The sequence below is a fragment of the Dyella sp. OK004 genome (assembly GCF_900114495.1).
GTDB lineage: Bacteria > Pseudomonadota > Gammaproteobacteria > Xanthomonadales > Rhodanobacteraceae > Dyella_D.
Genome location: NZ_FOZI01000003.1, coordinates 40,778 through 66,584, shown reverse-complemented (window position 1 = coordinate 66,584; position 25,807 = coordinate 40,778). Strand labels below are relative to the sequence as shown.

General features: G+C 60.0%; 26 protein-coding genes. 11 read left to right on the top strand and 15 right to left on the bottom strand.

Annotated features, from left to right (window positions below):
* Window positions 1-50: 50 nt before the first annotated feature.
* Both epmA and ligA read right to left on the bottom strand, forming a co-directional pair.
* Window positions 51-1,034, bottom strand: a complete 984-nt coding sequence (gene epmA, locus BM338_RS12855; RefSeq protein WP_090451340.1) for an EF-P lysine aminoacylase EpmA — start codon at window positions 1,032-1,034, stop codon at window positions 51-53.
* Window positions 1,031-3,421 (bottom strand): NAD-dependent DNA ligase LigA, encoded by a 2,391-nt coding sequence (gene ligA / locus BM338_RS12850; protein WP_090451339.1) that lies wholly within the window; start codon window positions 3,419-3,421, stop codon window positions 1,031-1,033. The genes epmA and ligA overlap by 4 nt, the downstream gene beginning before the upstream one ends.
* Window positions 3,422-3,515: 94 nt before the next feature.
* Between ligA and BM338_RS12845 the strand changes: the two genes are divergently transcribed.
* Window positions 3,516-4,154, top strand: a complete 639-nt coding sequence (locus BM338_RS12845; protein WP_090451338.1) for a phosphatase PAP2 family protein — start codon at window positions 3,516-3,518, stop codon at window positions 4,152-4,154.
* Window positions 4,155-4,310: 156 nt separating this feature from the next.
* Here BM338_RS12845 and rnk read toward each other — a convergent pair whose 3' ends face one another.
* Entirely contained in the window at window positions 4,311-4,721 is a 411-nt protein-coding gene (rnk, locus tag BM338_RS12840; protein WP_090451337.1) for a nucleoside diphosphate kinase regulator, read from the bottom strand.
* 199 nt (window positions 4,722-4,920) lie between these two features.
* On the opposite strand from rnk, the gene BM338_RS12835 reads away from it, so the two are divergent.
* Entirely contained in the window at window positions 4,921-6,381 is a 1,461-nt protein-coding gene (locus tag BM338_RS12835) for an MFS transporter (RefSeq protein ID WP_090451336.1), read from the top strand.
* A 36-nt stretch (window positions 6,382-6,417) separates the two neighbouring features.
* Window positions 6,418-7,623, top strand: coding sequence for a cation:proton antiporter (locus BM338_RS12830; RefSeq protein ID WP_090451335.1), 1,206 nt, complete (start codon window positions 6,418-6,420; stop codon window positions 7,621-7,623).
* A 73-nt stretch (window positions 7,624-7,696) separates the two neighbouring features.
* On the opposite strand, the gene BM338_RS12825 is transcribed toward BM338_RS12830, so the two are convergent.
* Window positions 7,697-8,182 (bottom strand): GNAT family N-acetyltransferase, encoded by a 486-nt coding sequence (locus BM338_RS12825; protein ID WP_090452495.1) that lies wholly within the window; start codon window positions 8,180-8,182, stop codon window positions 7,697-7,699.
* A gap of 233 nt (window positions 8,183-8,415) precedes the next feature.
* Here BM338_RS12825 and BM338_RS12820 point away from each other — a divergent pair, with 233 nt between their 5' ends.
* The 3 genes from BM338_RS12820 (at window position 8,416) to BM338_RS12810 (ending at window position 10,900) form a co-directional block, all read left to right on the top strand.
* The gene (locus BM338_RS12820) at window positions 8,416-9,651 is read left to right on the top strand and encodes a cation:proton antiporter (protein ID WP_090451334.1); all 1,236 of its coding nucleotides are present in this window, start codon (window positions 8,416-8,418) and stop codon (window positions 9,649-9,651) included.
* A gap of 131 nt (window positions 9,652-9,782) precedes the next feature.
* The gene (locus BM338_RS12815) at window positions 9,783-10,340 is read left to right on the top strand and encodes a hypothetical protein (RefSeq protein WP_090451333.1); all 558 of its coding nucleotides are present in this window, start codon (window positions 9,783-9,785) and stop codon (window positions 10,338-10,340) included.
* An 11-nt stretch (window positions 10,341-10,351) separates the two neighbouring features.
* A complete protein-coding gene (locus BM338_RS12810) occupies window positions 10,352-10,900 on the top strand; it encodes a hypothetical protein (RefSeq protein ID WP_090451332.1) in 549 nt (182 codons plus the stop codon).
* A 112-nt stretch (window positions 10,901-11,012) separates the two neighbouring features.
* Here the strand turns inward: BM338_RS12810 and BM338_RS12805 are convergent, their stop codons facing one another.
* A complete protein-coding gene (locus BM338_RS12805) occupies window positions 11,013-11,609 on the bottom strand; it encodes a TetR/AcrR family transcriptional regulator (protein WP_218156363.1) in 597 nt (198 codons plus the stop codon).
* A gap of 125 nt (window positions 11,610-11,734) precedes the next feature.
* Here BM338_RS12805 and BM338_RS12800 point away from each other — a divergent pair, with 125 nt between their 5' ends.
* Window positions 11,735-12,355: an NAD(P)H-dependent oxidoreductase gene (locus BM338_RS12800; protein WP_090451330.1), complete on the top strand. Its 621-nt coding sequence runs from the start codon at window positions 11,735-11,737 to the stop codon at window positions 12,353-12,355.
* Between the two features lie 72 nt (window positions 12,356-12,427).
* Here BM338_RS12800 and BM338_RS12795 read toward each other — a convergent pair whose 3' ends face one another.
* The gene (locus BM338_RS12795; RefSeq protein ID WP_090451329.1) at window positions 12,428-12,643 is read right to left on the bottom strand and encodes a hypothetical protein; all 216 of its coding nucleotides are present in this window, start codon (window positions 12,641-12,643) and stop codon (window positions 12,428-12,430) included.
* A gap of 373 nt (window positions 12,644-13,016) precedes the next feature.
* Between BM338_RS12795 and BM338_RS12790 the strand changes: the two genes are divergently transcribed.
* Complete coding sequence (locus BM338_RS12790; RefSeq protein WP_090451328.1) at window positions 13,017-14,234, top strand: acetyltransferase domain-containing protein; 1,218 nt, start codon at window positions 13,017-13,019, stop codon at window positions 14,232-14,234.
* Between the two features lie 175 nt (window positions 14,235-14,409).
* Here BM338_RS12790 and BM338_RS12785 read toward each other — a convergent pair whose 3' ends face one another.
* Complete coding sequence (locus BM338_RS12785) at window positions 14,410-16,827, bottom strand: TonB-dependent receptor (protein WP_177229337.1); 2,418 nt, start codon at window positions 16,825-16,827, stop codon at window positions 14,410-14,412.
* A 120-nt stretch (window positions 16,828-16,947) separates the two neighbouring features.
* On the opposite strand from BM338_RS12785, the gene BM338_RS21800 reads away from it, so the two are divergent.
* Window positions 16,948-17,070, top strand: a complete 123-nt coding sequence (locus tag BM338_RS21800) for a hypothetical protein (protein WP_255367299.1) — start codon at window positions 16,948-16,950, stop codon at window positions 17,068-17,070.
* Window positions 17,071-17,109: 39 nt separating this feature from the next.
* Here BM338_RS21800 and BM338_RS12780 read toward each other — a convergent pair whose 3' ends face one another.
* The 3 genes from BM338_RS12780 to BM338_RS21380 form a co-directional block, all read right to left on the bottom strand.
* Window positions 17,110-17,478: a hypothetical protein gene (locus BM338_RS12780; protein WP_090451326.1), complete on the bottom strand. Its 369-nt coding sequence runs from the start codon at window positions 17,476-17,478 to the stop codon at window positions 17,110-17,112.
* Between the two features lie 644 nt (window positions 17,479-18,122).
* Window positions 18,123-19,403 (bottom strand): matrixin family metalloprotease, encoded by a 1,281-nt coding sequence (locus tag BM338_RS12775; RefSeq protein WP_177229336.1) that lies wholly within the window; start codon window positions 19,401-19,403, stop codon window positions 18,123-18,125.
* Window positions 19,360-19,821: a hypothetical protein gene (locus BM338_RS21380; RefSeq protein WP_143109297.1), complete on the bottom strand. Its 462-nt coding sequence runs from the start codon at window positions 19,819-19,821 to the stop codon at window positions 19,360-19,362. Before BM338_RS21380 ends, BM338_RS12775 begins: the two co-directional genes overlap by 44 nt.
* Before the next feature lie 475 nt (window positions 19,822-20,296).
* Here BM338_RS21380 and BM338_RS12765 point away from each other — a divergent pair, with 475 nt between their 5' ends.
* Window positions 20,297-20,785, top strand: coding sequence for a hypothetical protein (locus tag BM338_RS12765; RefSeq protein WP_090451323.1), 489 nt, complete (start codon window positions 20,297-20,299; stop codon window positions 20,783-20,785).
* Between the two features lie 17 nt (window positions 20,786-20,802).
* Here BM338_RS12765 and BM338_RS12760 read toward each other — a convergent pair whose 3' ends face one another.
* The 4 genes from BM338_RS12760 to BM338_RS12745 form a co-directional block, all read right to left on the bottom strand.
* Complete coding sequence (locus BM338_RS12760; RefSeq protein WP_218156347.1) at window positions 20,803-21,984, bottom strand: alginate lyase family protein; 1,182 nt, start codon at window positions 21,982-21,984, stop codon at window positions 20,803-20,805.
* A gap of 298 nt (window positions 21,985-22,282) precedes the next feature.
* Window positions 22,283-22,792, bottom strand: a complete 510-nt coding sequence (locus BM338_RS12755; protein ID WP_090451322.1) for a GNAT family N-acetyltransferase — start codon at window positions 22,790-22,792, stop codon at window positions 22,283-22,285.
* A gap of 190 nt (window positions 22,793-22,982) precedes the next feature.
* The gene (locus tag BM338_RS12750) at window positions 22,983-23,489 is read right to left on the bottom strand and encodes a hypothetical protein (protein ID WP_090451321.1); all 507 of its coding nucleotides are present in this window, start codon (window positions 23,487-23,489) and stop codon (window positions 22,983-22,985) included.
* A 181-nt stretch (window positions 23,490-23,670) separates the two neighbouring features.
* Window positions 23,671-23,994, bottom strand: a complete 324-nt coding sequence (locus BM338_RS12745; protein WP_090451320.1) for a hypothetical protein — start codon at window positions 23,992-23,994, stop codon at window positions 23,671-23,673.
* A gap of 655 nt (window positions 23,995-24,649) precedes the next feature.
* Here BM338_RS12745 and BM338_RS12740 point away from each other — a divergent pair.
* A complete protein-coding gene (locus BM338_RS12740; RefSeq protein WP_090451319.1) occupies window positions 24,650-25,210 on the top strand; it encodes a lysozyme inhibitor LprI family protein in 561 nt (186 codons plus the stop codon).
* A gap of 124 nt (window positions 25,211-25,334) precedes the next feature.
* Here BM338_RS12740 and BM338_RS12735 read toward each other — a convergent pair whose 3' ends face one another.
* A complete protein-coding gene (locus BM338_RS12735) occupies window positions 25,335-25,715 on the bottom strand; it encodes a DUF4160 domain-containing protein (RefSeq protein ID WP_255367298.1) in 381 nt (126 codons plus the stop codon).
* Window positions 25,716-25,807: the final 92 nt, after the last annotated feature.

The following is a 25,807-nucleotide window of genomic DNA, read 5'->3' as shown; positions in this document are numbered from 1 at the left end:
GTCGCTAGCAGGGGGAGGGGCAGAAGCGTGCAACAAAAAATGGAGGCGCTTCAGGCATCCGCAAACGGAAAAGCCAACACATCCGCAATCGCATCCGTGCCTGCCAGACACATCAGCAACCGCTCCATACCCATAGCAACCCCGGCGCAATCGGGCATCGCATCCAGCACCGCCAGCAGATGCTCATCCAGCGGCACTTCGCGCAGGCCGCGCTCGCGACGCATCGCGTTGTCGCGCCCGAAGCGCCGACGCTGCTCAGCACCGTCGTTCAACTCGTGATAACCGTTGGCGAGTTCGTAACGCCCCAGATACAGCTCGAAGCGCTCGGCCATCGGCGGATCGCCGGGGCGGATCTTCGCCAGCGCACACTGGCTGGCCGGGTAGTCGTGAATCACCGTCACGCGGTCGCGCGGAAAGACCGGCTGCAATTTGTGCGTGATCAACAGATCGAGCCAGTCGTCGCGCCGCAGCCCCTCCGGATCAATGCCGTACTCGGCTAGCGGTGCGCGCAGCTCATCGATGCTGGCATGCAGCGGATCCAGCCCCAGCTCGTCGAGAAACAGCTGACGATAACTTTCCACCACCACTTCCGCACGCCGATGCACCAGCGCCAGCGCGGCTTCCACCAGCGCAATGCTTTCTTCCATCAGCTGACGATGATCCCAGCCGACGCGGTACCACTCGAGCATGGTGAATTCGGGATTGTGTCGCCCACCCGCCTCGCCATTGCGAAACACCCGGCCCATCTCGTAGCAGTCGCCCACGCCGGCAGCGAGCAAACGCTTGAGCGGATATTCCGGCGACGTGCGCAGCCAGCGTTCGCGCGGGCCGGCGTCCACATGACCGCTGAAGCTCGCGCTGAAGCTTTCGATATTCGGATCGGTATTGCCGGCCGCCGACAGGATCGGCGTTTCTACTTCCAATACACCGCGCTCGGCGAAGAAAGAACGGATCAACGCATTCAGGCGTGCGCGCAGTTGCAGCGGCGCGCGACGCACCAGCGGAATCACCCGATCGCCATCATGCGTGGTCATGCTCTTCCCTCGTGCTTGGCCAGCAGCGCCAGGAGCTGTGCTTCATCCCATACTTCAACGCCCAGCTCCTGCGCCTTGTCGAGCTTGGAACCGGCCGCTTCGCCCGCCACCACGAAACTGGTTTTCTTTGATACCGAGCCGGACACCTTCGCACCCAGCGCTTCTAGTCGATCCTTGGCATCGTCGCGCCCCAGCGTGGCAAGCGTGCCGGTGAGCACCACGGTCAGCCCCTCGAGTGGTGCAGTGGCAGCGCCAGCACTCGAGGGAATGGCATCGAGCAGGCGCTGCATCGCCGCCGCCGCCTCACGCAGCGGCACCAGATTCGCCTCGTCGGCCAGATAGGCTTCCAGGTTGATCGCCGCCGCCGATGGCACACCCGCGGTCACCCACTGCGCCTGCCCGGCGCGGATCAGCTGCTGCAGATTCGTATAGTGCTGGACCAACTGCTTGGTGCTCTTCGGACCCAGCTTGGACACCTTGGCCATATCCAGCAATACATCCAGACCGAGCTTGCCGCGCAGCTTGGGCGAAGGCTCGGCCTCATCGCTGAATACGATGCCGGACGCCAGCAAATCGTCCACCACTTTCTGATTGCCTTCCTGCGCAAAGAAACCCGCAATGGAACGCGCAACTTCGCCCCCAATATCCGGCAGCACCTGCAACACCGGCTCCGGTGTGGTGCGCACGTATTCCAGGCGACCCAGCCACGCGGCCAGCGTCTTCGCGGTGCTTTCGCCGATATGCATGATGCCCAGCGCAAACAGAAAACGCGGCAGGGTCGTGTGCTTGCTGGCTTCGATGCCTTCAATCAGGTTCTCGGCCCACTTGGTGGCAACCTTGCCCTGCTTCACTGTTTCCGGGGTGGTGCCGTCGCGCTCGTCGGCACGTCGCTTCATCTCCAGGAAATCGTCCAGGGTCAGGCGATACAGATCGGCCGGCGTGTGCACGTAGCCAAAGTCAACCAGCGCATCGACAAAGCGCTCGCCGATGCCTTCGATATCCATCGCACGACGCGCCGCGAAATGGATCAGAGCTTCCTTGCGCTGTGCCGCGCAGATCAGGCCGCCCGAGCAACGCCACGCCGCCTCGCCCTCCTCGCGCAATAGTGCGGATCCGCATACAGGACAGTGTGCTGGCATCGTCCAGGGCACCGTGTGCGGCGGGCGATGCTCGGGAATCACCCGCACCACTTCCGGAATCACATCACCCGCGCGGCGCACGATCACCGTGTCGCCCACGCGCACATCGAGGCGCGCTACTTGATCGGCGTTATGCAGCGTCGCGTTGGTCACCGTCACGCCAGCCACTTGCACTGGCGCCAGCCGCGCTACCGGTGTCGCCGCACCGGTGCGGCCGATCTGAATCTCGATCGCCTCCACCGTGGTGGTCTGTTCCTGCGCCGGAAATTTATGCGCGATGGCCCAACGCGGCGCGCGCGAGACAAAACCCATCTCTTGCTGGCCGGCGTAATCGTCCAGCTTGTAGACCACACCATCGATGTCGTACGGCAGTTTGTCGCGCTTCTCGCCGATGCGGTGGTAATACGCGATCAACCCCTTGAAGCCGCGTGCCGTGCCTACTTCCGGCGACACCGGAAAGCCCCACTCGCGCAGCTTCTGCAGGGTCTGCGAATGCGTCGGCGGCATCTCGCCGCCCTCCACCACGCCGATGGCGTAGGCAAAGAAACTGAGCTTGCGCTTCTTGGTGATCGCCGGATCGAGCTGGCGCAGCGAACCGGCGGCGCCATTGCGCGGATTGGCCAGGGTCTTCTCGCCCTGTGCGCGGGCACGCTCGTTGAAGGCCTCGAAATCCTTGCGCAGCATGATTACTTCACCGCGTACTTCCAGTACACGCGGCCAGCCACTTCCACGCAGGCGCAGCGGAATCGCGCCGACCGTGCGCAGGTTGGCGGTCACGTCTTCGCCGGTCTCGCCGTCGCCGCGCGTCGCGCCCTGCATGAAAACGCCGTTCTCGTAGCGCAGGCTGATCGCCAGGCCATCGAGCTTGGGCTCCACCGAGAACACCGGCTCGCGGCGATCCAGCGTCTGCTCGATGCGCCGCTCGAATTCCGCGACCTCGCGAAAGCGCTCGCGATCGCCCTCGCCTTCCTGCTCGAAAGCGTTGCCCAGCGACAACATCGGCAGCGCATGACGCACTTCGGCAAAACCGCCCTGCGCGCGAGCACCGACGCGGCGGGTCGGCGAGTCGTCGGCAGCCAGCTCCGGATGCTCGGCCTCCAGCGCTTCCAGTTCGCGCATCAGGCGGTCGTACTCGGCGTCGGTGATCTCCGGGTCGTCGAGAACGTGATAACGGTAATTGGCTTGCTCGATACGCTCGCGCAGCTCGGCGGCACGGGTCTGGATGGTGGTGGTGTGGCGTTGGTTCATTCGGGAAGTTTAGCGAGTAAGCCGCCCGAAAGCGGACGGGTCTACGGTCGCCCTCGGGTGCGGCGGCGTTCGCCTGCCGCGGGAGGACACGGCCATGCGCACGCTGCGGTTTATCCTGCTTCTGCTTGTTATCGTTCTGTGTACAACCCTGCTGCCTGAGAACGCCTGGGCGGGAGGCGGCCCTCTCGGCATCGACCACACCATTCACTACGACAACACCGGCATCTGGAAGCGCAGCAACCAGCAGGTGCTGCTCTACGGCACCGTGCTTTCCGTCGCCGGCGGCGCGTTATGGCTGGGCGACGACAACCAGCTGGGCGATACGCTGTGGCGCTCGGTGGACTCCATCGTGGTCACCAGCGTCAGCGCCCAGGCCCTGAAATGGACCTTCCAGCGCAAACGCCCCACCCAGTCGAAAAGCCCCAACCAATGGTTTCAGGGCATCCACGCACAAAGCTTCCCCAGCGGTGAGGTGTCCACCATCACCGCCGCGGTAACGCCGATCATCGCCACCTATGGCGACGAGCACCCCGCTGTTTATGCCCTGGCCCTGTTGCCGGTCTATGACGCCGTGGCGCGCATGAAGAACCATGCGCACTGGCAGACCGACGTACTGGCCGGCGCCGCGCTAGGCGTGGGCGTGGGCTTGTGGGCTGAGCACCGCAAGTCGCCGTGGATCGTGGGCTTGCTGCCTGGGGGGTTCCAGGTGGGCTTTCAAAAGAAGTGGGATTAGTGCTTTTGCTCCCTCCCCTGCTTGCGACGCGAAGCTAGTCCCGTGGGACAGGGGAGGGTTGGGGAGGGGTAAGTACTTGAGAAAGTGCTCGGGAAAGGTTGTCGCAAGAGCTACCCCCTCCCAACCTCCCCCTGTGAACAGGGAGAGGAGTAAAGCTCAACGGTGCAAATGCCCCGCCGCCTCCGGCTGATACTCGATCCCCAGCACATGCAGCCGCCGCTGCTTGCCATCGGGTGTCGGCCAGTCAATGTGCTGACCTTTGGTCAAGCCCAGCAACGCACTACCAACGGGCGCCAGGATCGACACCGTACCGGCGGCACCCGCCGCAGCCGGATACACCAAGGTCAAGGTGAGCTTTTCGCCCTGCGCCTCATCCTCGAAGGTCACGCGGGAATTCATGGTCACCACGTCGTTCGGCATGGCGGCCGGCTCCAGCACCTCCGCTCGATCCAGCTCGGCGCGCAAGGTGGCATAACCCTCCGCCTGCGCAAGCGGCATGCGCTCCAGCAAGGCTTCGATGCGCTCTAGGTCGAGACGGGAGAGAACGATGGGTGGCTTGATACTCATGACGATGTCCTATCTATAGGCGCGCTCCCGCGCCATGGGTACAAAAAGACGCGCCGAGGCGAGGACGCCCCGGCGCGGTGGTCGAAACGACATCGCATGGCGACCCCGTGTTCGATCGGATTCGTGGTGAAACTGTCCTGACTTTGGTGGCGCCCACTGCGAAAAGCAAGGTGCCATAGCAGCTATCATTGTGCAGGTCATGCCCGAACATTTCGCCGCCACGGAAGTGCCCCCACCTTCCGGCCCCACCGGTCCCGAAACCGGCACACCTCCGCCCGTTTCGTCGCGCGAACGCTACCGCGGCCTGATCTGGCTGGTCGCCGCCGCCTTCTTTATGCAGGCGCTCGACTCCACCATCGTCAACACCGCCGTGCCCGCCATGGCCGAAGCACTGGGCGTTACGCCGCTGGGCATGCGCATCGCGCTGACCAGCTACGTGCTGACCCTGGCTATTTTCATTCCTGCCAGCCCCTGGGTATGTGATCGCTTCGGCACACGGCGCGTGTTCGCCGCAGCCATCGCCGTGTTCACCATCGGCTCGCTGCTATGCGGCATGGCGCAAACGCTGCCCCAACTGGTCGCCGCACGCGTGCTGCAGGGTTTAGGTGGCGCAGCGCTGATGCCGGTGGGCCGCTATGTGCTGGTGCGCAGCATCGACAAGCGCGACTTCGTGCGCTCCATGAGCACCGTGGCCACCGTCGGTCTTTTAGGCTCCGTACTAGGCCCGCTGCTCGGTGGCCTGCTGGCGCAATACACCTCGTGGCGCCTGATCTTCCTGATCAACGTACCGGTGGGCATCATCGGTTACTGGATGAACCGGCGCGAGATGCCGGATTACCGCCTGGACGATCCGCACCGCTTCGATATGCTCGGCTTCCTGCTGTTTGCCACGGCTTCGGCGATGTTGCTGACCGCGTCGGAAGTCGCCAGCGGCGGCGGCGGGCAATGGCCCAGGATCGCTATCAGCGGCGTGCTCGCGCTGATCTTTGGCGGCATCTATGTATGGCATAGCCGTCGCACCGCCCACCCGGTCGCCGACCTCGCCCTGCTGCGCGTGCGCAGCGTATGGGTATCGCTCGCTGGCAACCTGTTCACCCGCCTCGGCGTCTCCGGCATGTTCCTATTGCTGGTGCTGTTCCTGCAGGTCGGTTGCGGCTGGTCACCCACCATGGCCGGCCTGATGATGGTGCCGCAAGCACTGGGTTCGATCTGTGCGAAGTGGGTGATCAACCGCTTACTCACGCGCATGGGCTATCGCCGCTTCCTGCTCACCAATACGCTGATCGTTGCCGTGCTGCTGGCCTCATTCGCACTATTGGGCAAGACCTCGCCGATATGGGTGATCGCGCCGATGGTGTTCGTCTACGGCGGCTTCATGGGTCTGCAGTACACCGCCATGAACACGCTGATCTACAACGACCTCGACGTGAAATACGCCTCGATGGCGTCGTCGATGGCCTCCACCGCGCAGTACCTCTCGATGAGCTTCGGCATCGCGCTGGCCTCGCTATTGATGGAGGCTCTGCTGCAAGGCCACGCGCACGACGACTACGTGGGCGCATTCCGCTGGACCGTGCTGCTGCTGGGCATCGTCACCGCCACGGCCAGCTGGGTTTTCAGCCGCCTGGGCCGCGATGCCCCCAAGCGCGCAACCGTGTAGCATCCCAGGCATATTTGCTTTCGGAAGGACCCCCGCATGCATCACGCAGCCGACATTCTGCTGACCCTTTTCATCGTCTTCGTCGCGGCGCAGATCGGTGGTGAGATCGCCCAGCGCCTGAAGCTGCCTGGTGTCGTCGGCGAGATCGCCGCGGGCTGCGTGGTCGGTCCCTCGCTGCTCGGCTGGATCACCCCCGACCAGATCGCCGTCGGCACGCCGCTGGATGTGCTGGCTGAGATCGGCGTGGTGCTGCTGTTGTTCGCAGTGGGTCTGGAAACGCGACTGGAAGATTTGAAGAAGGTCGGCAAAGTGGCCTTCCTCGTCGGCGTGCTCGGCGTCATCGTGCCGTTCGCCATGGGCGGCGTGTGGGCGCATACCAGCGGCTTCGATTGGGGCAAGTCGCTATTTGTTGCGGCCGCTTTCGTCGCTACTTCTGCTGGCATCACCGCACGCGTATTGCAGGAATTGAACGCGCTGCAGCGCACCGAGAGCAAGGTGATCCTCGGCGCTGCCGTGATCGACGACATCCTCGCCATGCTGCTACTTGGCGTGGTGGTGTCGCTGCAGGGCGGCGAAGGTTTCAACGTGATGCACCTGGTTACCACGCTGGCCGGTGCCATCGGTTTCATCGCGGTGATCGGCCTGGGCGGCGCGCGCGCCATGCGCTGGAATTCCAGCTGGCTGGACAAGCCGCATGGACAGCACTCCGCACTCGCTGTGGTGCTGGCGCTGTGCCTCGGCCTGGCTTACGTCTCCACCCTGTTCGGCCTGGCCGCCATTATCGGCGCCTTCCTCGCCGGCATGATCGCCTCGGAAACGCGCCAGCAGCACACGCTGGAGAAACAGGTGCAGCCGCTGCTCGCCCTGCTCACCCCGTTCTTCTTCGTCATCACCGGCAGCAAGATCGACCTGCACCAGCTCGGCAATGCTGATGCGCTGATCATGCTCGCCGTAGTCACCGTGATCGCGATCATCTCCAAACTCGCTGGCGGCTTTCTCGGTGCGCTCTCACTCGGCAAGCGCAGCGCCACCCTCGTCGGCTTCGGCATGGTGCCACGCGGTGAAGTGGGTGTGGTGATTGCCAGCCTCGGCCTTGCGGCTGGCGTGTTCAGCGACCGCATGTACGCCATCATTGTGGCGATGTCGCTGCTAACGGCGATGGTGACGCCGCCGGTGCTGGCCGTGCTGTTGAAGCGCGCCCCCGCCGAAGGCACGGTCGACACACCCGACGTGCGCGGCTGATCGACCCGGGCAGCGCATCGACAGATACACCGCCCGGGCCTTTCCATCCCAGCGACCTCGAATGCGACGTCGACTAGAAGGCGTAGTACATGACATGCAACCCAACGCGACCTAGCGAGGGATGCGCGAAGGCACCGGGAACGGTGCCCACGATATCGAAGCCGAGCCGACGATAGAGTTCAACAGCCGAGCGATTGGATTCAACGACCGCGTTGAATTGCATGCCCGCGTATCCGTCCGACCGTGCCCAAGCCATCGCGAACTGGCATAACGCCGTGCCCACGCCACGCCCGCGGGCATCGCCCGCGACCATGAAGCTGGCCGTCGACACATGCGATCCCGGGCCGGGGCGATTGGCTCCCATCTTGGCCGTACCGAGGACACGCTCGCCGTCTACCGCGACCACAGTCAGTCCAGGCGCCCTCTCAACCCAGATATCGTGCGCCTGCGACATGGTCATAGCGGGATCGAAGACGAACGTCTCCTGCGCCTGCACCACATCACGCACGATCGGCCAGACTTGAGGCCAGTCAGTTTCGACAAACGGTCGGATATGCATGGCGCGCACTTTAGCGGCACCATGGCATGGCGAATAGATGAGCGACTTACTGACGGCATCCATTCTCACCTAAGGACTTCAACGTCCAATCGCTGCTCCGCTGGGCGGAAGCTTTCCATTGAGCAGAGTCCCGACTAACAAAACCACAGGGGCGGTTGATATTCCCCATCATCCTTGGCTGAAAGTTGACCGTCACCTATGCTTCCCTGCTATCGGTCGCGGGGGAGAAAAGGATGGGTCACCCGACTCTATTGGTGCAGTTGCTGGTGATCCTGGTCGTATCCAGAGCCGTGTCGTGGGCGCTGCGTTGGCTGGGGCAGCCCGCCGTGGTCGGCGAAATGATCACCGGCCTGCTGCTGGGGCCGATCGTGTTCGGTGCCATCGCGCCCACCTGGCAGGGCACGCTCTTCGCACCATCGACGCTTAGTGGATTGAACAGCCTCAGCACGATCGGGCTGGTGCTTTTCATGTTCATCGTCGGCGCCGAATTGCGCTTTCCCAGCGGCGCTGGGCGGCAACTACGGGATGCCAGCTATGTGGGCGGCCTCGCCGTTCTCCTGCCCGCCGCACTCGGGCTATGCATAGGGCCCATGCTCTACGCGGGCTACGCGCCACGCGGCATTGGCTTCTGGCCGTTCGCGATGTTTATCGCCGTTTCCGTGGCGATCACGGCGCTGCCGGTGATGGCGCGCATCCTCAAAGATCGCCACCTCACGCAAAGCGAACCCGGGCAACTGGCGATCGCCGCCGCAGCGGTCACCGACGTGTTCGCTTGGATCGCGCTGGCGCTGGTGGTAGCGCTCATCTCCGCCCATGGCAACTGGGCACCGTTCTGGCGGACCTGCATCGGCCTGGCCGCTGTGTCGATCATCGGACTGGGTTTGCTGCGCCCGCTGCTCGTCCGACTACTGGCTCGCCGGGCGCCGGATGGCCGCCCTGCCAATACGCTGCTGGCGATCCTGCTCGCCGGCGCCATCGGCTTCGCTGCCATCACCGACTGGCTCGGCCTGCACGCGGTATTCGGCGCCTTCCTGTTCGGCCTCTGTCTGCCACGCGACGACCGCCTGCTTCACTCGCTGATCGAACGCATCGAACACGTCGCCGTGCTGGTACTGCTACCGATCTTCTTCGTGCTTTCCGGCCTCAACACCACACCCGACATGCTCACCGGCGGCGCCGGCCTCGCCATGGCTGCCGTGCTGGCAGTCGCGATCGTGGGCAAAGTGTTGGGCGGTGTTGCCGGCGCACGCATGGCTGGCCGTTCGTGGTGCACGAGCTTTGCGGTGGGATCGCTGATGAACGCGCGCGGTTTGATGGAGCTGATCGTCATCAAGGTCGGGCTGGATATCGGCGCCATCGATCAGCGGATGTATACGATCCTGTTGATCATGGCGATTTTGACGACGGTGATGACGACGCCGATGGTGTTGGTGTTTACACAGAAGACATGCGTAAAGAAGCCAGCGTAAGAAGGATCATGGCGAAGCTTCTGGGATCAACTAACTCCCCCACTGAATGGAACAAGACCGCTCAGACCATGCCACCATCGAGACCCACAAAGGCATGCAAGAATGCCGTTCGTCCCAAGGAGCGGAATCTCATGACGAACAGACTGATTAAAGCTTTTGGCATCGCCATCGGATACATGATCGTATCGCTGGCAACAGCCTCATCTCCCGCCAAGCATCCGATTCCGCCAATCACAAAACCTTATGCGATGGACAAGGCCGACAACGTCGCCACCATCGATTTCTGGGTGGAAAAAGGCGAGATCGATACTCGTCGCCGTCTGATGGTTGCCTTGGATTTCCCCCAGACTGAGAAAGGCGCGGTCGAAGATGCGATTCAACAGCAGAATTTGCCCATTGAAGTCCAAGTTTTCCTCGAAGAAGGTAAGCGTCGCCTCCCTGTTCCTACGGAGGACAACGACACCATCCTGGCCACTGCTTATGGGACTGCTGTAAAGGCCGACCACCCTATTGCCCATATGCACCTTTATGCCACTGATGGCAAAACTTCCAACGTCTTGATTGCAGGGTTTCGTGCCACCCGCGATGGGCATTACGTCGCAATCGTAAGAACCACCCAGGATCAACCCATCTTCAAAGACATCAAAACAATGTTGAGAGTGGATGAGTTCTATAACACCGGAGAGTGAAGGGGCATGTCATGGAAGATGAGAAGTACACCGTCACCGTCTATATCGCAGCACCCGGAACTCCGTTGGTCAAAGAAGATCCTGGAGCATCCTCTCTACCCGGTCACATGTTCTATACCACTAGCAACGGACATGTGACGCAGAGCTACGGCTTTGCACCCATCAAGCATGGGAACATCGACGGCCCGGGAGCCATCGCGAGAGACGACGTCCAGAATTACAAGGACCCGTTGTACTCAAGGACGATGGAAGTCAGCAAACAGCAGTACGACAAGCTCAACGATTTCGGCCAGCACCCCGACAAACATGGGTTCAACACCTACTACAAAGATGCTCGCCATAACTGCGTAGATTTCGCATGGTCTGCCCTCAACCACGCTGATTTGAAACGCAGCTATCTGTTGGGTGGCAAGGGAGTGGATGTAGATGGCCCGGGGGCGCTCCGACCGGCCCATAACGTCGAGGCAGAGGGCCAACAGATTCAGAACAACCACCAGCTGGATCAACAGCAGCAAACCCAAGCTGTGCAGCCACACTCACCGGTCATGAAAATAGGATGAGGCTCCTCCTTCGCGCCGTCCACTAATGGGGTTAGGTTCACCTACTCAACTTGAAAGGTGAACTTGACCTGTTTTCTTGCCACTAGCCTGAGAGCCTCCGCTCTCTGCTTTCTTACCCGCGACGCGAAGACTTTGCTGGCTTCCCACGCGAGGCTCGTGCAACGAGTGCGGTGATGGTCTCCAGCAACTCCGCCTTGGCCTGCTCGGCCGTGATGTCACCCACAGCTGCCGCGTCCGACAAAGCATCGGCCGCGCCAAGCATCGCCCACAGACTGACCGTTGGAATCTCAACTCCTTCGGCGAAGGGAGCAAGTACGCGACGGCACTTCTCGATGAAAACCGATCGGTAATCGCGTTTGATCTTCTCCAGCTCGGGCGAGCCGGCAAGTGCAGCGATCACGCCGGGAATTTCGCGCCCTTGAAGCAGCACGCACTCGACATAAGAGGACGCAATAACAGCCGCCCTGCTCGCGAGTGTTGACTTGCTCTTATCCAACGCCTCGTCCATCAATGCCGTTTGGCGCTCATCAAAATCCTGATAGAGCACTGCAAGAAGGCCTGCTCGCGTCCCGAAATGGTCATAGACAACCGGCTTGGTCACTTCCGCCCGCTCTGACAGCCTACCTAGCGAAAGTGCCTCCGTTCCCTCCTCCCTCACCAATTGCCAAGCGACTCGAACGAGTTGTTCGTATCGCTCCTGTCGCGACAACCGGCGTCTCGGCTTTGATGCCAATGGAATCAATTTCGCCAAGGCTTGACACTCCTACATACCAAAAGTAACTTACTAAAAGTATATAAGAGCCCATCCCGGCTCGCAATCGCCCAGGAGCCCCCGTGCACGCACTGATCGTCATCGCGCATCCCAACCCCCATTCGTTCACTCACGGCTTGGCCAAAGCTGTTGCCGAGGGCATTTCACAATCGGGCGAAGCTCACACCATCGAATTTGCCGATCTAGCTGCCGAAGGGTTCGACCCTCGCTTCACTGCAACCGATGTCGGTGTCCATCTTCGTGAAGCCACGATATCGACAGACGTCTCCGTTGAGCAGGCACGACTGGATCGCGCAGATGCGCTGGTGTTGGTCTACCCCGTTTACTGGTGGTCCATGCCAGCCCTGCTGAAGGGATGGATCGATCGCGTGTTCGCCAACGGCTGGGCCTATGACGAAGGCCCCGATGGCAAACTCATAAAACGACTCCAACACCTACCTGTACATCTCATTGCAAGTGCAGGCGCCAACCAAAGAACCTACGCGCGCCACGGCTACTTCGGCGCAATGAGGACTCAGATTGACCATGGCATCTTCAACTACTGCGGCGCACGCGTAGTCACGTCAGAACTCCTCATCCAACCTGAAGCATCGGACTTGAATCTGCTTCTGGATACGGCGCGGAGTATCGGTCGCAAGGTGCTGACAGGGCGCGAACAAGAGTGCATCGAGGTAGCGGCGTAGCTGCCATTACCCCAGACAGCACAAGGGCCAGCCACCACAGGTGACCGGCCCTTGAAATAACCCATCAGCCAATCAGGCTTGCGAGTCGCTAGTCTGCGTATCGCCGTCGGTCGCTTCAGCCTCGCCTTCCTTCTTCTCGACCATCGACTCGAGCGCACCCGCACCCTTGAAGCCGGCAACGGCAGCCAGGCCTTTCGTCAGAAGACCCGCGTTCGGATCAAGCTTCTCGGCGGCCTCGACGGCTGCCACTGCACCTGCAACTTCACCTAACGTATCCAGAATGCCCATGACCACCTCCGCGTTGATTGGAGCGTGGAGCATGCTGTCGTGGGAGTTACTGCCCGGTGAATCCTGGCGCATGTTTTTACGCGAGAACGAACCACTAAAAACTCTCGGACAGAACGGGAAGAAGGGGCTTGGGATTGGCTCCCAGGGTCTCTGCCTGGAGAGGGGTGCCCCCCTGCACTTCCCGGCCAGCACTTGCTTTGAGAGGCCGTGTGATTACCATCCCGCAAAGCTGTGCAGGGTATGGGACCGCGCAAGCGGCTTTATCGGTACGGGCACGAGACAGGGGTTGCGCGTGCGAAACGGTGAGCGACGCAACGCTCACATGCTTTGCCCGCCACCTCTAGTGCTCTCCGCAAATCATCCGGCGAGCCTCATGAACGACGAATCCGCGCTGCAGCAAACCGCCACGCTTACGGCCGCTGGCGCGGACGCCGAAGCGGCTCGCCGACGCATCAGGGTGGTCGATCTGCTGCGGGGCCTGGTGCTGGCGTTGATGGTGCTCGATCACACCCGCGACTTCTTTCATGTCCAGGCGTTTGAGTTCAGCCCGACGGATCCGGAAAAGACCACGCTGATGCTGTTTGCGACACGCTGGGTCACGCATCTTTGCGCGCCTACGTTCGTGTTTCTCGCGGGCACCTCCATCTATTTGCAGCGCGAGAATGGCAAAAGCCGTTCGGAGCTCGCCCGTTTCCTGCTGTCTCGCGGCCTCTGGCTGATCGCGCTGGAATTGACGGTGATCAGCTTCGCCTTCAACTTCGCGCTGCCATTCGCTTTCATGCAAGTGATATGGGCGATTGGCGGCAGCATGATGTTGATGGCGGCGCTCATCTATCTACCCGCGCGCGCGGTGTTGCTGATCGGGATGGTGATTGTCGCCGGGCACAACGCGCTGGCCTCGGTGGATGCGGCATCCTTCGGCCCATTCGCACCCGTGTGGGCGCTGCTCATGCAACTCGGCGAGCCACCGTTCGGGCCGGGACTGGTGGCTTATCCGCTGATTCCGTGGTTCGGCATCATGTGTCTTGGCTACGGGTGCGGGCATGTATTCGTGCAGACCGACGCAACACGCAGACGCACGCTTGCATTGCTTGCCGCGGCCTGCCTGCTGGTCTTTCTCGTGCTGCGCCTACTCAACGGCTACGGCGACCAGGCGCCATGGAGCCAACAGACCGACAGCGTGCACACCTTCATCTCCTTCATCAACGTTTCCAAATATCCGCCGTCACTGCTGTACGTGCTCGCCACGCTTGGCGTATCGCTGGGTCTTTCGTTGGGGCTGGAACGTTTGCGCGGCTGGCCGGAGCGCGCCCTGCTGGCCTACGGGCGCACGCCGCTATTCACCTATCTGTTGCACATCTACCTCATCCATGGGCTCGCGGTACTGGTGGGCCTGGCGCAGGGTGTACCGCCATCTGACTTCATCAACTTCCTTGGCGATACCTCACGCCTGGCCAAGGCGCATTGGGGCGTAAGCCTGCCGATGGTCTATCTGATCTGGGTGGCGATTCTGGTGGCGCTGTATCCATGCGCGCGATGGTACGCGGCGCTGAAGGTGCGGCGGCGTCACCCCTTGCTCAGCTACTTATAAGCGCTGCCGATTTGCCCCGCCCCCTGCCCGTCTCCAAAAGAACTCGCGCAGGTATCCGCCCCCCCCTGTTCGCAGGGAAAGGCGAGCTGGCAACAAAAACGGGGCGGAGATAGTTAGTTGCGCTTAGCTACCCCGCCCCGTTTCCGGCCACATCAATCTGGCCGCAACCATCAGCTTAGAAATCGACGGCAACGCTACCCATCACCGAACGCGGCGCCGCAACAATGCCGCGGATGAAGCTGTTGCCATTGACATCGGTATCGGTAAACGCCGTGTTGAGATAGCGCCGGTTGAACAGGTTGTCGATATTCAGGCCGAACTTGAGCTGCTTCACAAAGCCGGACTTGTCGAGCGCAATCGTCTTGTTCACACCGAGGTTGACCACTGCATAGGACTTGATCGTCGAGGCGGTGGGCGTGCCGGCAAACAGCTGGTCGATGTATTGCTTGTCGACGTAACGAGCGTCCGCGTTGACCCGCCAGCCATTCCATCGCCAGACGATGCCAGTGCTGATGAGGTTCTGCGGCACACCGGCAAGCGGCTGCCCCGCTGTTACCTGTCCCGCAAAATCCGAGCTAAACGACGACGTGAACTTCGCCTGGTTATGCGCATAGTTGAAATAGAGGCTCAGACCGCCAAACGCGCCGGCATCCCAGTCCTGCTTCAATTGCAACTCAACGCCCTGGTAACGCGATCTGCCGCCATTTTTGAAGGTGCTCAACAAGGTCACTGGGTCGGTCGATGTCACGAATGTATTCGTGAAGTTCTCGCGGTAGCCATTGAGCGCCGCACTGAAGCCATCGATTTGGTAGCGCGCGCCGAGTTCGAAATCCTCGACGTACTCGGGCTTGACCTTGGGCGGAACGATGGTGGGGTTGCCAGAGGCATCCGACTGGAACGCGCCGTAATAGGCGGAGATGTCGGGCAATTTGAAGTTCTTTCCGTAGCCACCGTAAACATTCAGGCCTTCCATGACCTCGTAATTCAACCCGATGGTCGGCGACAGGAAATGCTCGGTATCTTTTACTCTTCCAGCGATGGGATAGTAGATGCCAACCACATCGTGGTTCGTGGTCTTGGCATAGATGTACTTCACACCCGGCGTGATATGTAGCTTGCCATCCAGCAGCGCGATCTCGTCCTGAGCGAAAACAGATCCCAGCGTACGATGATCGTGCTCGTCCCACGTATTGTTGTAGCCATCGATCTGCGGCACCGGCTGCGAGCCGTACCAGTATTCACGCGAATGCAGCTTGCCGTAGGTGATATTGCCGCCCACAGTGATCTCGTTCTGCGGCAGGCTAAGGGTCAAGGTTGACGTGTCGCCGATACCTTCGGTGGTGTAACCATAGAAATGGTAAGCGGTGCCGTCCTGGACCGTGCCGAATACCGCCGCCGGATCGTAAGTCGGGCCGTTCGGGTTATTCAGCCAGAACGCATAGCCGCTCGGCGTATCTTCCAGGTTGTAGGGCTGCGTATCACTCTGCTGATAAGCCGGGTTCGAATACGAGTTCCGCAGGTATTCGTTTCTGCCGAAAAACAACTTACTCTCGAACCGGATGTTGTCTGCGAACTGGGATTTCCAGCCGAGCACATCCATCCAGTTCGTGTCCTTCATGTACGAGTTGGTCCAGTTCTTAGGCCATTGATAGCTATTGCCGTACTGGCGCAAGAGCGCCACCGGCATATTGAATGGCGCGTAGCCGGCATTGTTGTTGTAGAGAAAGTAGTTATAGACGTGGTTGCTGTCGTCGATGGCGTACGTCAGACCCCAGTACAAGTTGTTGTTGTGATCGTTGGTGTTCTGAATCCAGCCATGACTACCGTTCTGCTCGAACGACAGAATCTGTTTCACGCCGTTCCAATCACCGGTATCCAGCGTCGCGTGCCAGCCATAGGTATGGAAGCTGCCGTAGCTCAAACCCACTTCGCCGCCATACACATCACCCGGTTGCCGGGGAATGTAGTTCACCGTACCGCCCAACGAGTTGTACGAGTTGACCGCGGGGTTATTGATGCCGCGATACAGCTGCACCGATTGCAGGTTGTTCGGCGTGATCAGCACATTGTTGCGATTCTCGGCCTGATTCGTCACACCGCCATTGAACACGTCGTTGAGTGCCACGCCGGCGTAAGTCTCGGCGAACTGGCTCGAGTTGAACGCGCGGAAATAGATGGTGGTTTCGACACCCATCGGACCATTGGTATATGCAAAGATCGAAGGCTCCTGATTGAGCATCGTCTGCGCCGTCGTACTGGGGCCGGGCGACAGATTACGTATGGTCTCTGCGCTGATCACACTTTCGGTAAATGCCGCCGTCGGGGGCACCTGCGCCTCGGTCTGTGCCGTGACCGACACGCCATTCAAGTTGACCACCTTGTCGGACTTGCGTTTGGTTGCGTCGGTCTTGGGTCCGGTCGACTGTTGCTCATCGCCACCCGCAGAGGCTGTACCGGTACTCAGCCCATCCATGCCATAAGCACAAGCGATCGATGACCAACCGATGATGGCTAGGCCAATGGCCGAGCCGATAGCACGCTTGCGCAAGCAAGGCATGGCGGCGCGGATGCCGCGCTGATGATGATTCTTCATAGCCCCTCGCATGTAGAAACAGCCACGCCGTTTGTTAGCTCCCTGACAGTAGGGAGGCGACATGACCCACGGGCTACGGGAAACTTACTTATCCGTAAGGTAGGCGCGGTGGACGCCTACATGGTCGCCACCCTGCACTTCGACAGCCCCGACGCGATCAAGGCAGCGTTTGTGAACGAGTGTGGTAAGGCGGGCGCGGCGGACATGCAGCAACGCATCCACCCTGATCGAGATCCGCCTTGATCAAGCCATGGGGATCGGATTCGCCTCCGCGACCTGCCGTCACCCACGTGGATCGATGCTGACGTAGTACGAGCGCGGGCTAAGGCGATAGATAGGATGGCTGCATATATCAAAGTCGCGCGTAAGCACGACCCTACCGTCCATAAATACCGTGCGCAGATCGTGCAAGCAGTCGTCACTAACCTGCTCCGTACTGGCGTCGGTAATGTCGACCGTCATGGCCCTACCGTATTCCAGCGGGTTGCGGCGCATATCCAGCTTCACCCAACGCTCACTACCGGCGGGCGCGACAGCGAACGACACAACATCGCCGCGCACGCCATTGATGATCTCGACCGCATGGCCAGATTCGGTGGCCGCCGCAGACTGCAAACTCGCGAGCATGACAACAAACAATAGTGAACGCATAGGTAGGTTCCTCGCTTGAATCGGGCGCACGAAAGCACTCGCCGACATCACACGATGTCGCCGTCTCGTTGGACTGGAATGCAAAGCACGAACACGCCGACGGGCCGGGCCGCCGCGAACGGAACCGACCTAAATCAAGCAGAGTCCCGTTGATAGGGATAGATGCGGGTGAGCGCGAAATGGTTGCAACGCGCCAGCGCGGTGAGTGAATGAAATGGTTTTGTCATCCAGGACGACAAAAACGGGCGTGTTTCACTGGCATATCTACTCTCATCGACCGATGACCGCCAAAGAGATCTTGTCCGGTATTGACGAGAGAACGCTCAAGGCAGGGCCGGTAGACGACGCCAGGAAACGGGAGTTGTCCACCACGCGAGCCACCGCCCACATTCTGGGCGTGGCGGACAACGCCGTCGGGCGACAATAGTGCCGCCCACAAGGCCTATCGAGCCAGGACCTTGCTGCCACCGTCTATAGCCATCTCACCGCACTGCACGATCAACGCCTGGGTGATCCAGCGGCGAGCGTCATCATCAGTGCCTTGGCGACCGCCTATCCTTGCAAGCGATCGAGCCGCTCGTCACTGCAAAGCGATCCCCCCGATACTTATCGACTGTAGAAGTGCGGCGCGAAGCACTGCGGGCTCAAAGTCTCGAGACCCACAAGTTCCGATCGCCCCCAACACCTCGCCACGCGAGCACCAGTCGACCGCTGACATCGGTAACGCTGGGGCCAGCAGCACTCCCTACATTCGGTATGCTGATCTGGCCTTCCAGCGGAAGGTTTTTGTTGAAGCGGCTGAACCACAACGAGTCGTCGCCGGGAATACCTCGCCAGGCGAGCACGATCTCCTGGCCGTGGACGGTCGCCGATAGCTCGGACTGCGTCCCAATGCAAACCGGAGATTCGCCTGAATTCAAATTGCCCGCGTCGGTAAAGGTGACGACCTCCTGGGGGCCCCATATCTCATTGAGTTCATCGATCAGAACGGCGTGATAGACATTGCTGTCGCCATCAATGCCCTTCCAGAACATGTGGAGTTGTCCGGCATAAAAAATGAGCGTCGGTCCGCATGAGGTTCCGCGACCGGCGATTTGTTTCTGTGGCTCCCACTGGCCATTGCTGCCCCGTTTTGTCCACCAGATACTCGAATCGTTGCCTGCACCTTTCCAGGCGAGCGCTATCTGATGGTTGAATTCCACGATCGATGGCCGCGACGACGTGCCCACGTCGAGCCGTTGTTGTTCGGCCCAGCCGTCAACCTGCAGGGTGGTGTTCACCGACCACCAGATACTCGAATCGTCACCCACACCCTTCCAGGCCATGATGAGGCCGACGCGGGAATCGCCATCGGATGAAGGTGGATGGAAGGTCGCCAGCGAGGGACCGATCGACGAACCCACGCCGCTGATGGGCTGCTGCGGGCTCCACGAGAGACCATCGTTGCTGGAGGAAAAGTAGATAGACGAGTCGCCCTCGGAGCCAGTCCACACCATGAACACTTGGGTCAAACCCGAACCCGAAAGAGACGGCTCGACGACATAGGCAAGCGAAGGGCCATCCGTGGAAGCTCGATCACTCAGACATTGCTGCGGCAGCCACCCGTACATCCCCTGAAGCGCCTGGATTGTCTCCGAATCCAGGTTGCCGGACACCACCGGCCCGGACTTTGAATAGGGATACATGATCGATAGCGGATTGGTGGAATGCCCCAGTCCAAGCGTATGACCTATCTCGTGCAACACGACGGATTTCAAACCGTCGGCACTCCAGTTGATCGTCGAATCGAGATACAGATTCCCATCCGTCGGAGGCTTGCCTTTGCCGGAACCCGGGGTGCCATCCTTCCTGAAATCGATGAAGTGGGCCTTGAGGTCACTATCAATCAGGGCCGCCCGGGGTGAAGAGAAAGAACGGCTGAACATCCGCATAGGCCGCATACGCTTTATCAATGATGTCGTACGCCACGGCCGGGTCGAGACCCTGGATGCCATCCGTGTTGATGTAGTACGAGAGATTGCCGCGCGGCCATGTTCCGATGGGCGTGCCGTAGTTCAGGACATGCACACCCTGAGTCTGCGGCGGCGTGTCCGCCACACTACAAAACCGCTTGGAGGCTGCGACGATGGCGGCAACAAGGCCGGGATCCAAGGTCTGATTGAGCTTGGTGAGGCCTTGCTGTGCATCGAGCCGTTTAACCGCCGCCAGAATCTCCTGGCCACGATCATTTTGCACGGTGGCAGGAGCCAAAACTCCGAGCTGCTGTAGTGCGGCATCTGCCTTGCCCAGTTCCAACTGGGTAAGACCTAGATTTTGCTGTGCCACAGTGAATTGATTGGACATCTCATTCTCCGTGAGTATGTGAGTGTGTACACATTTGCGAGATGCCCAAACGAGCCATGGCATAGGCATCGACCCGACGTAAGACGTTGTACGTACGCCGGGCTCCGTTTTCCTGCGAGAGGAGCGCATTATTTTCTTCGCGCTATTGGCATTCGCTGACGTTTGAACGCAGCATCAAAGGCGGCCGCCCTGGTGCGGCGCGAAGATTGCGCTGGTTGATGCGGAACTTCCATTGGTCATGCGACACAATGCCTTGGTTGTAAGCGCTGGCCTACAACCTCAGGAGAAGCGGATGCGGTGTGGCGCAAGCGGCTGCCACGGGATCGGTGGCCTCAGGCGGTCACCGAGGTCGCCGAAACCTCGTCAATGGTTTTAAAAGCACTCGCGTTTATGGCGTGAAAGCGCTATCCAGACTTGGACATGCAGATCTACCACATCGAATACTTGGCGTTCCCCATCACCAGGATCTAAGCGTATGAAGCGAATCCTTGCACACGTCGGCGTGCTGGCCATCGGGCTATTCGGGGCAACCCTGGTAGTTGCGTCGCCCCGCCTTTCGGTAACTCATCAAACCAGCAGCGCCGATCGTCAATCCATTGAGCTGCTGCTGCGAACTTATACTCGCTGCGTGACGGAGCGCGACGAGGCTGGCTTTCGTGCGTTGCTTCTCGACGACAACATTCCCTTTGCGTCCGTTCAAGAGTCCACCGCACTCGACCATCCGCCAGATCTGCGTCGCTACGAAGACTTTCGGCGGGCGGTTTTCGCCAACGGCCGACGTTATCGCCAGGCCTTCTACAACATTCGCATCGAACAGGATGGCCCCCTGGCACAGGCCTCGCTCGACTTCGTTACGGAAACCGTATCCGGGAACCGCAGTTCTTCATCCGGATGGAAAGTGTTGCAACTGGTCAAAGTGGGATCGGCCTGGAAGATCGCCAGCGAGCTCTACACAGTGAAGTAAGCGGCCCCATCCAGCCACTACTTCAACGTATATGTCAGCGTGCCGTATCCAAGCTGGTCGAATCCGCCGCTATTAGGGCCGTAGTTGCCGCCACCGCCCTCAGGGCGCACTTTCTCGGCGGCCATACGGAGATAAGGGGCATTGAGTCCTTTGAGCACCACGTAGTGGTTGTAGAACAGCTCCCACACCGGGCGGGTATTGCCACGCCCCGCGCTTGAGATAGTTGGTTGCGTTACATCGCTGTTGCTGTAGGTCGTATAGGGAACGTCATAGCCGAGGTTGTATTTGGCGATGTATTCGACACCCTTGAGTGCGCGATTGTCGTCATAGCCAAACAGGTCGTCGTGTTGATTCCAGGCCATCTGGCAGAATGCGCCCAATAGCGCCACGTTGAGAGTGTTGTGCCCCTGGTCGCGCCCGCTTTCCTGGGTCTGCCCAAGGCCGTCGGGATAGATCTTCCACACTACATGTTCGATGGAGCCGTTGCCTTCACCATGCTTGAAGTATTCGATGGCCTCGTCATAGATGTCCCGACGATCCGCCAGGATGCCGATGGCTAGCATGGATGACATGTTGGCCAGGTCCCAGTTGGCCCAGTAGTGATCGATCTTTGCGCCGTTGTGATGCATCAGGAACTGATGGTTCATCGGATAGAACACGTTGAGCATCATCGTCTTGAAGCGCGCGACATCCTGCGCCGACCAGTGCTTGTAACTGCGCATGATCTCCGCTGCATTGGCGAGCTGGTAGCCGTAGATACCGGACGCCAGAAACTTATCGGATGTGCCGTTGATGCCGGTCAAGGTCTTGGACCACGCGTCCAGAATGGCGACGGCCTTGTCGGCATAGGCGTCATCACCACTCACCTTCCAGCGCAGGGCAAGCGCATACGCAGCCGCCGCGTCGTTGAACAGCACCGCGTAGTTCTCTGGGTGGGTGCGGTCATAACCGCGGTAGATCATGGCCTGAGGGCGCGCTGTCCAGTTCAGTGACGCATGGGAATTCTTGATCAGCACATTCCAGCCATCCGTCCAAGGTTGCGCGTGTTGCGCCACCTGAGTCTTCATACGGTCGAAATCGGCCTGGGTATGCAAGGCGCCCGGGTGAACGAAAGAATTTGCCATCACCGACGGCGCAATCAGTGCCAGCGCAACCGATAGGCCGATGGAACGGCCCAGGCCTTTGAATGAAACGTTCAACGTCTTCAACTCCGAGTGAAAGGGTTTGTCTTTACAGAACGCGCGCCATCAAGGTTCAGCCGACTTCGCGCCGCTGCGATTGATATAAGCGTGAATGGCAGAGCATTTCTGCATAGAGTCAAAGCGATGACATCGCGACGGGCATCGACGCAGTGCGGCGCAAGTCAAAAACTGAGAAAACATGAGTCACGGTGCGCGATTTCATAATGGCTGACACAGCATGACGACTCTGACTGCCTTGAGCCCGGCCTAGACGATACAAGCCGCTGAGGCGCCAAGGCCCGTGCGCGATGAAGTTCTACGGATGACGCAGACATTTGACATGACTTACCTCCGGATCACCGGAGACAAGCGAAAACCCAACGCGAACGTAAAACCGACTCGCCGCCTCACTCTCGGTGCGCAGGCGCAGTAAGTCGAACTTGCCGTGGGCATGCTTCTCGATGGCTTCGATGAGTGCCGCACCGATACCACGGCTTCGGTGCTCAGGATGGACATAGGTACGTCGCACACGGCCCACGGCGCGGCTTGATGTGTAGGGATCGACATTCAACCCGCCGATCGCCACCAGCTCGCCCGAGACACGAACTTCAAAGAGGGCTTCGCCCGGTTCGGAAAAGGTATTGGATCCTGATCGAAACTCGTCAACGAGGCGAGCGACGAATCGCAGGCCCTCGAGATTCGCCGGTGCGCTCAGCACCTCAATGTCATCAGGAAGCGTCTTTATTCGGGAAACGGTGAGCATGGTCTGCGAGCCTGACGCTTGAGTGGAGCCGAACAAAACGGGGCGGAGGTAGTTAAACGTCATCAACTAACTCCGTCCCGTTTCTCTGCTCCTTTCCCTCATGCTGAGCGGCCGCGCCAGCAAATTCAAGCTAAAGGAGGCATCGTCTGGCCGAAGCAACACGCTCAGCGCCTGACCGCCTCCGCGGCGACGGACTGACAGCAGAACGCCGTCGGTCCGTCGCGGGTAGTAAACAAACACGGCGCATCCCCGCTCAGCCATGCCGATACGCCACCATCCGTTCGTGGTGCCCCGCATGCCTCGACGCCAGACGCTGGCTATTCGTTGACCCGAACGAACGAGCAACCAACTGACACCGTGGGCCGCCCGCCCGTACGTACTGCTTGCAGTACACGTTGACGATGGCCACCGTGTTTCGGTTGGCGTCGATCAGCTGGAACTGTTTTGCCACGCCAGGGCCGGTCGAGTTGTCGACGGCCACGGCGACCAGCGGCCGCTGGGCCATACCCTGTTTCCGCAGGGCTTCCGACCGCTCAGCTGCCCGCTGCGCTTGCATGTACTGCTTGTGTGTGTTGCCGACAAAGGCTTCCAAGCCGTAACCCTTGTGCAAGTCGACAGTGTAGGTTTCGTATTGGCCTGGTGGTGCGTTGACGGTGACGTATTGCAAGTTGGTGGTGCGGATCTCGTCTTGGGCGGCACTGACGCTGCCAATGCAGGCAAGACCGAGCGCGATAGTTGTGGCAATGATCGGTCGTTTCATGAAGGCCTCCAGACGGACGCCGATGTCCGTTGCGCAGTTATGGGCTGGGCCAGAGAAACAAAACGAGACGGAAGCAGAAACAAAACGAGAAAAAAAGCGGGACAGAGGTAGTTAGATGCAATGGACTACCTCCACCTCGCTTCTCCCATGCTGAAAGTCATGCATCGAACCGTGCTGAAAGTCATGCATCGTCGCTCGTCGCCGTCGCCGTCGCCGTCGCCGCACCAGTCTCCCTTCGCGCATGCTCCAGCCAATGCCCATGAGCCTGAGCGACGGAGCGCGCGCTCATATCCATCAACACACTGACGCCATCCATCGCCAGCGACAGACGCCGCACGTTCACGGCATCCGCCTCGAACACCAACTCCGACAACAGATCGACAATGCCGCGTGCGTAGGCCATCCACTCGGTGGCGTCGTTCAATAGTTCGGCCGGCGTGGCTTGCGGGTCGGCGTAATAGCCGGCGTGGTGCAGCATCCAGCGCTCTCCCAAAACCTTGTGCATGCTTATCTCCTTGGTAGCCGCCCTTCTCGTCCCAGGTGCGGCACACCGTGCGCAACGCACGACGTGCCGCGAGGCGATCACAGGACTCAAGGGCTCACCGACGGCTCATGCGTGAGCATCGGTACGATGTGATTGAAGAAGTGGATCGCAGCGACTGCGCTTTCCATCGATGCACGCGACAACGCGCCGAGTGCAACGGCATAAGTGGATTCGCATGGAAACGGCAGCGCCGCGGTTCCTCAGTCGTGTTCGCTGATAACGCGAACCGCCCGGTTGATCGGTGAGGGTGCCGCCGAGGGGTTCGGCGGGCAAGCTTGTGCCGTATGATCTGGCTTAGCCATATCAACTCCGTTTCAGTTGGTTTGGTTAGCGAGTCAGGGGTGCTAGTAACACCTCTGGCTCGCGCTTCTACACTGCATCACTGCAATGGTTGCTTGCGTCGACGTACCACAGACTCCGCGAGCAACGGAACGAAGCTAGCAAAAGATCAGATGGACGTCTGTAGGCGTTTGCTTGCACGACACGAGCGAAGTGTGTCATCCACTGATGAGTAGTTTTAAGTGCTACCGTTTTAAGCAGTAGCGCTCAACATCGCTTCAATAGAGTGCAACCGCATGGAGCCACCGTGCGACTTTCATGTCTGGAGGACGAATCTATGAATCGGGCAACGAATGCCTGGGCGGCGCCGCTGCTTTGCTTATCCCTCTTCGGTAGCGCGCCGGCATCGACACCACAAACCACACCCAAAGCGAGCAGCGCGCAGGACCATCAAACCAAGTCCGGCGACGAGGCTGAGGTCATCAACGGCATTGGCATCATGCCCGGCGTAGAACGCCTCTCTTACATATCGCCACGGTATTACGGCATCAGGCCTAGCTACGACGCGTGCATCAAAGCCCCGCAGGGGCAAGTGGTGCTTTGGGGGGATTGTGCCGATACCGAATTTACGTATCAGGATGCGCGTTTGAACAAAGCTTACAAAGCGCTGGTGGCTGCAGTTACCGCCTTAGAAGACAAGGATGCCACTAAGGATATTCAGGCAGCACAGCGTGCATGGCTGGCCTTCTATGAAAAAGACTGCGCAGCAAGGGCTGACCGATTCGGGTCGACTCCGGGGCCGAGCACCTTGTCGACGTGCCGAATGGAGAGAGCAGCTATTCGTGCGCAAGAACTAGAAGACTGGCGTAGTAGCTATGTAGCAACGCATCAGCCTTGAATCTTCTCAAGGCAACTTATAACTGGGCCGAGCTCGCTTACTCGATTCGAAAAGTTAACCTGAGCCAGCTCCATTTCCTTCCCGTCCTGGCAAGGCACGAGTATTGGGGGGGGCGATGGCCCTATCACTCGGCATCAGCGCGGAGCTGTACAACCAACGGAGCAACATTCGCACCTGCTTGCAGACCGCGCCAGATGGAGAGCAATTCTTCGCGATGATCGGAGATGAACTCAATGACGGTAGCATTCCTATGGCGCCCAAGATCGCCCTCAAGCAAGCGTGGAACGTCTATGGCGAAGCTAGCCACATGACTGTCTCTACCGTAATCAACATGTACGTGCGGCATGGCATGCCCTTTCTCCTGGTACATCTTGATCTTCATCCGATCCATGAGCAGTAGCGATAGCTCACAAACGTCGGGACCGCCGTTTCGCGTGCGACTAAACAAGTCGGAAAGCGCGAGATCACGTTGCAGCGACTTAATAAGGGTTTCGAGGTCAGCCATACGTAAAACTCCCCGTCCTGCTCAGCGCGCTGATGGTGGCGAAGCTCACCCACACCCCTAAGGAGGGCAAATGGATCGTTATGTGACTATCT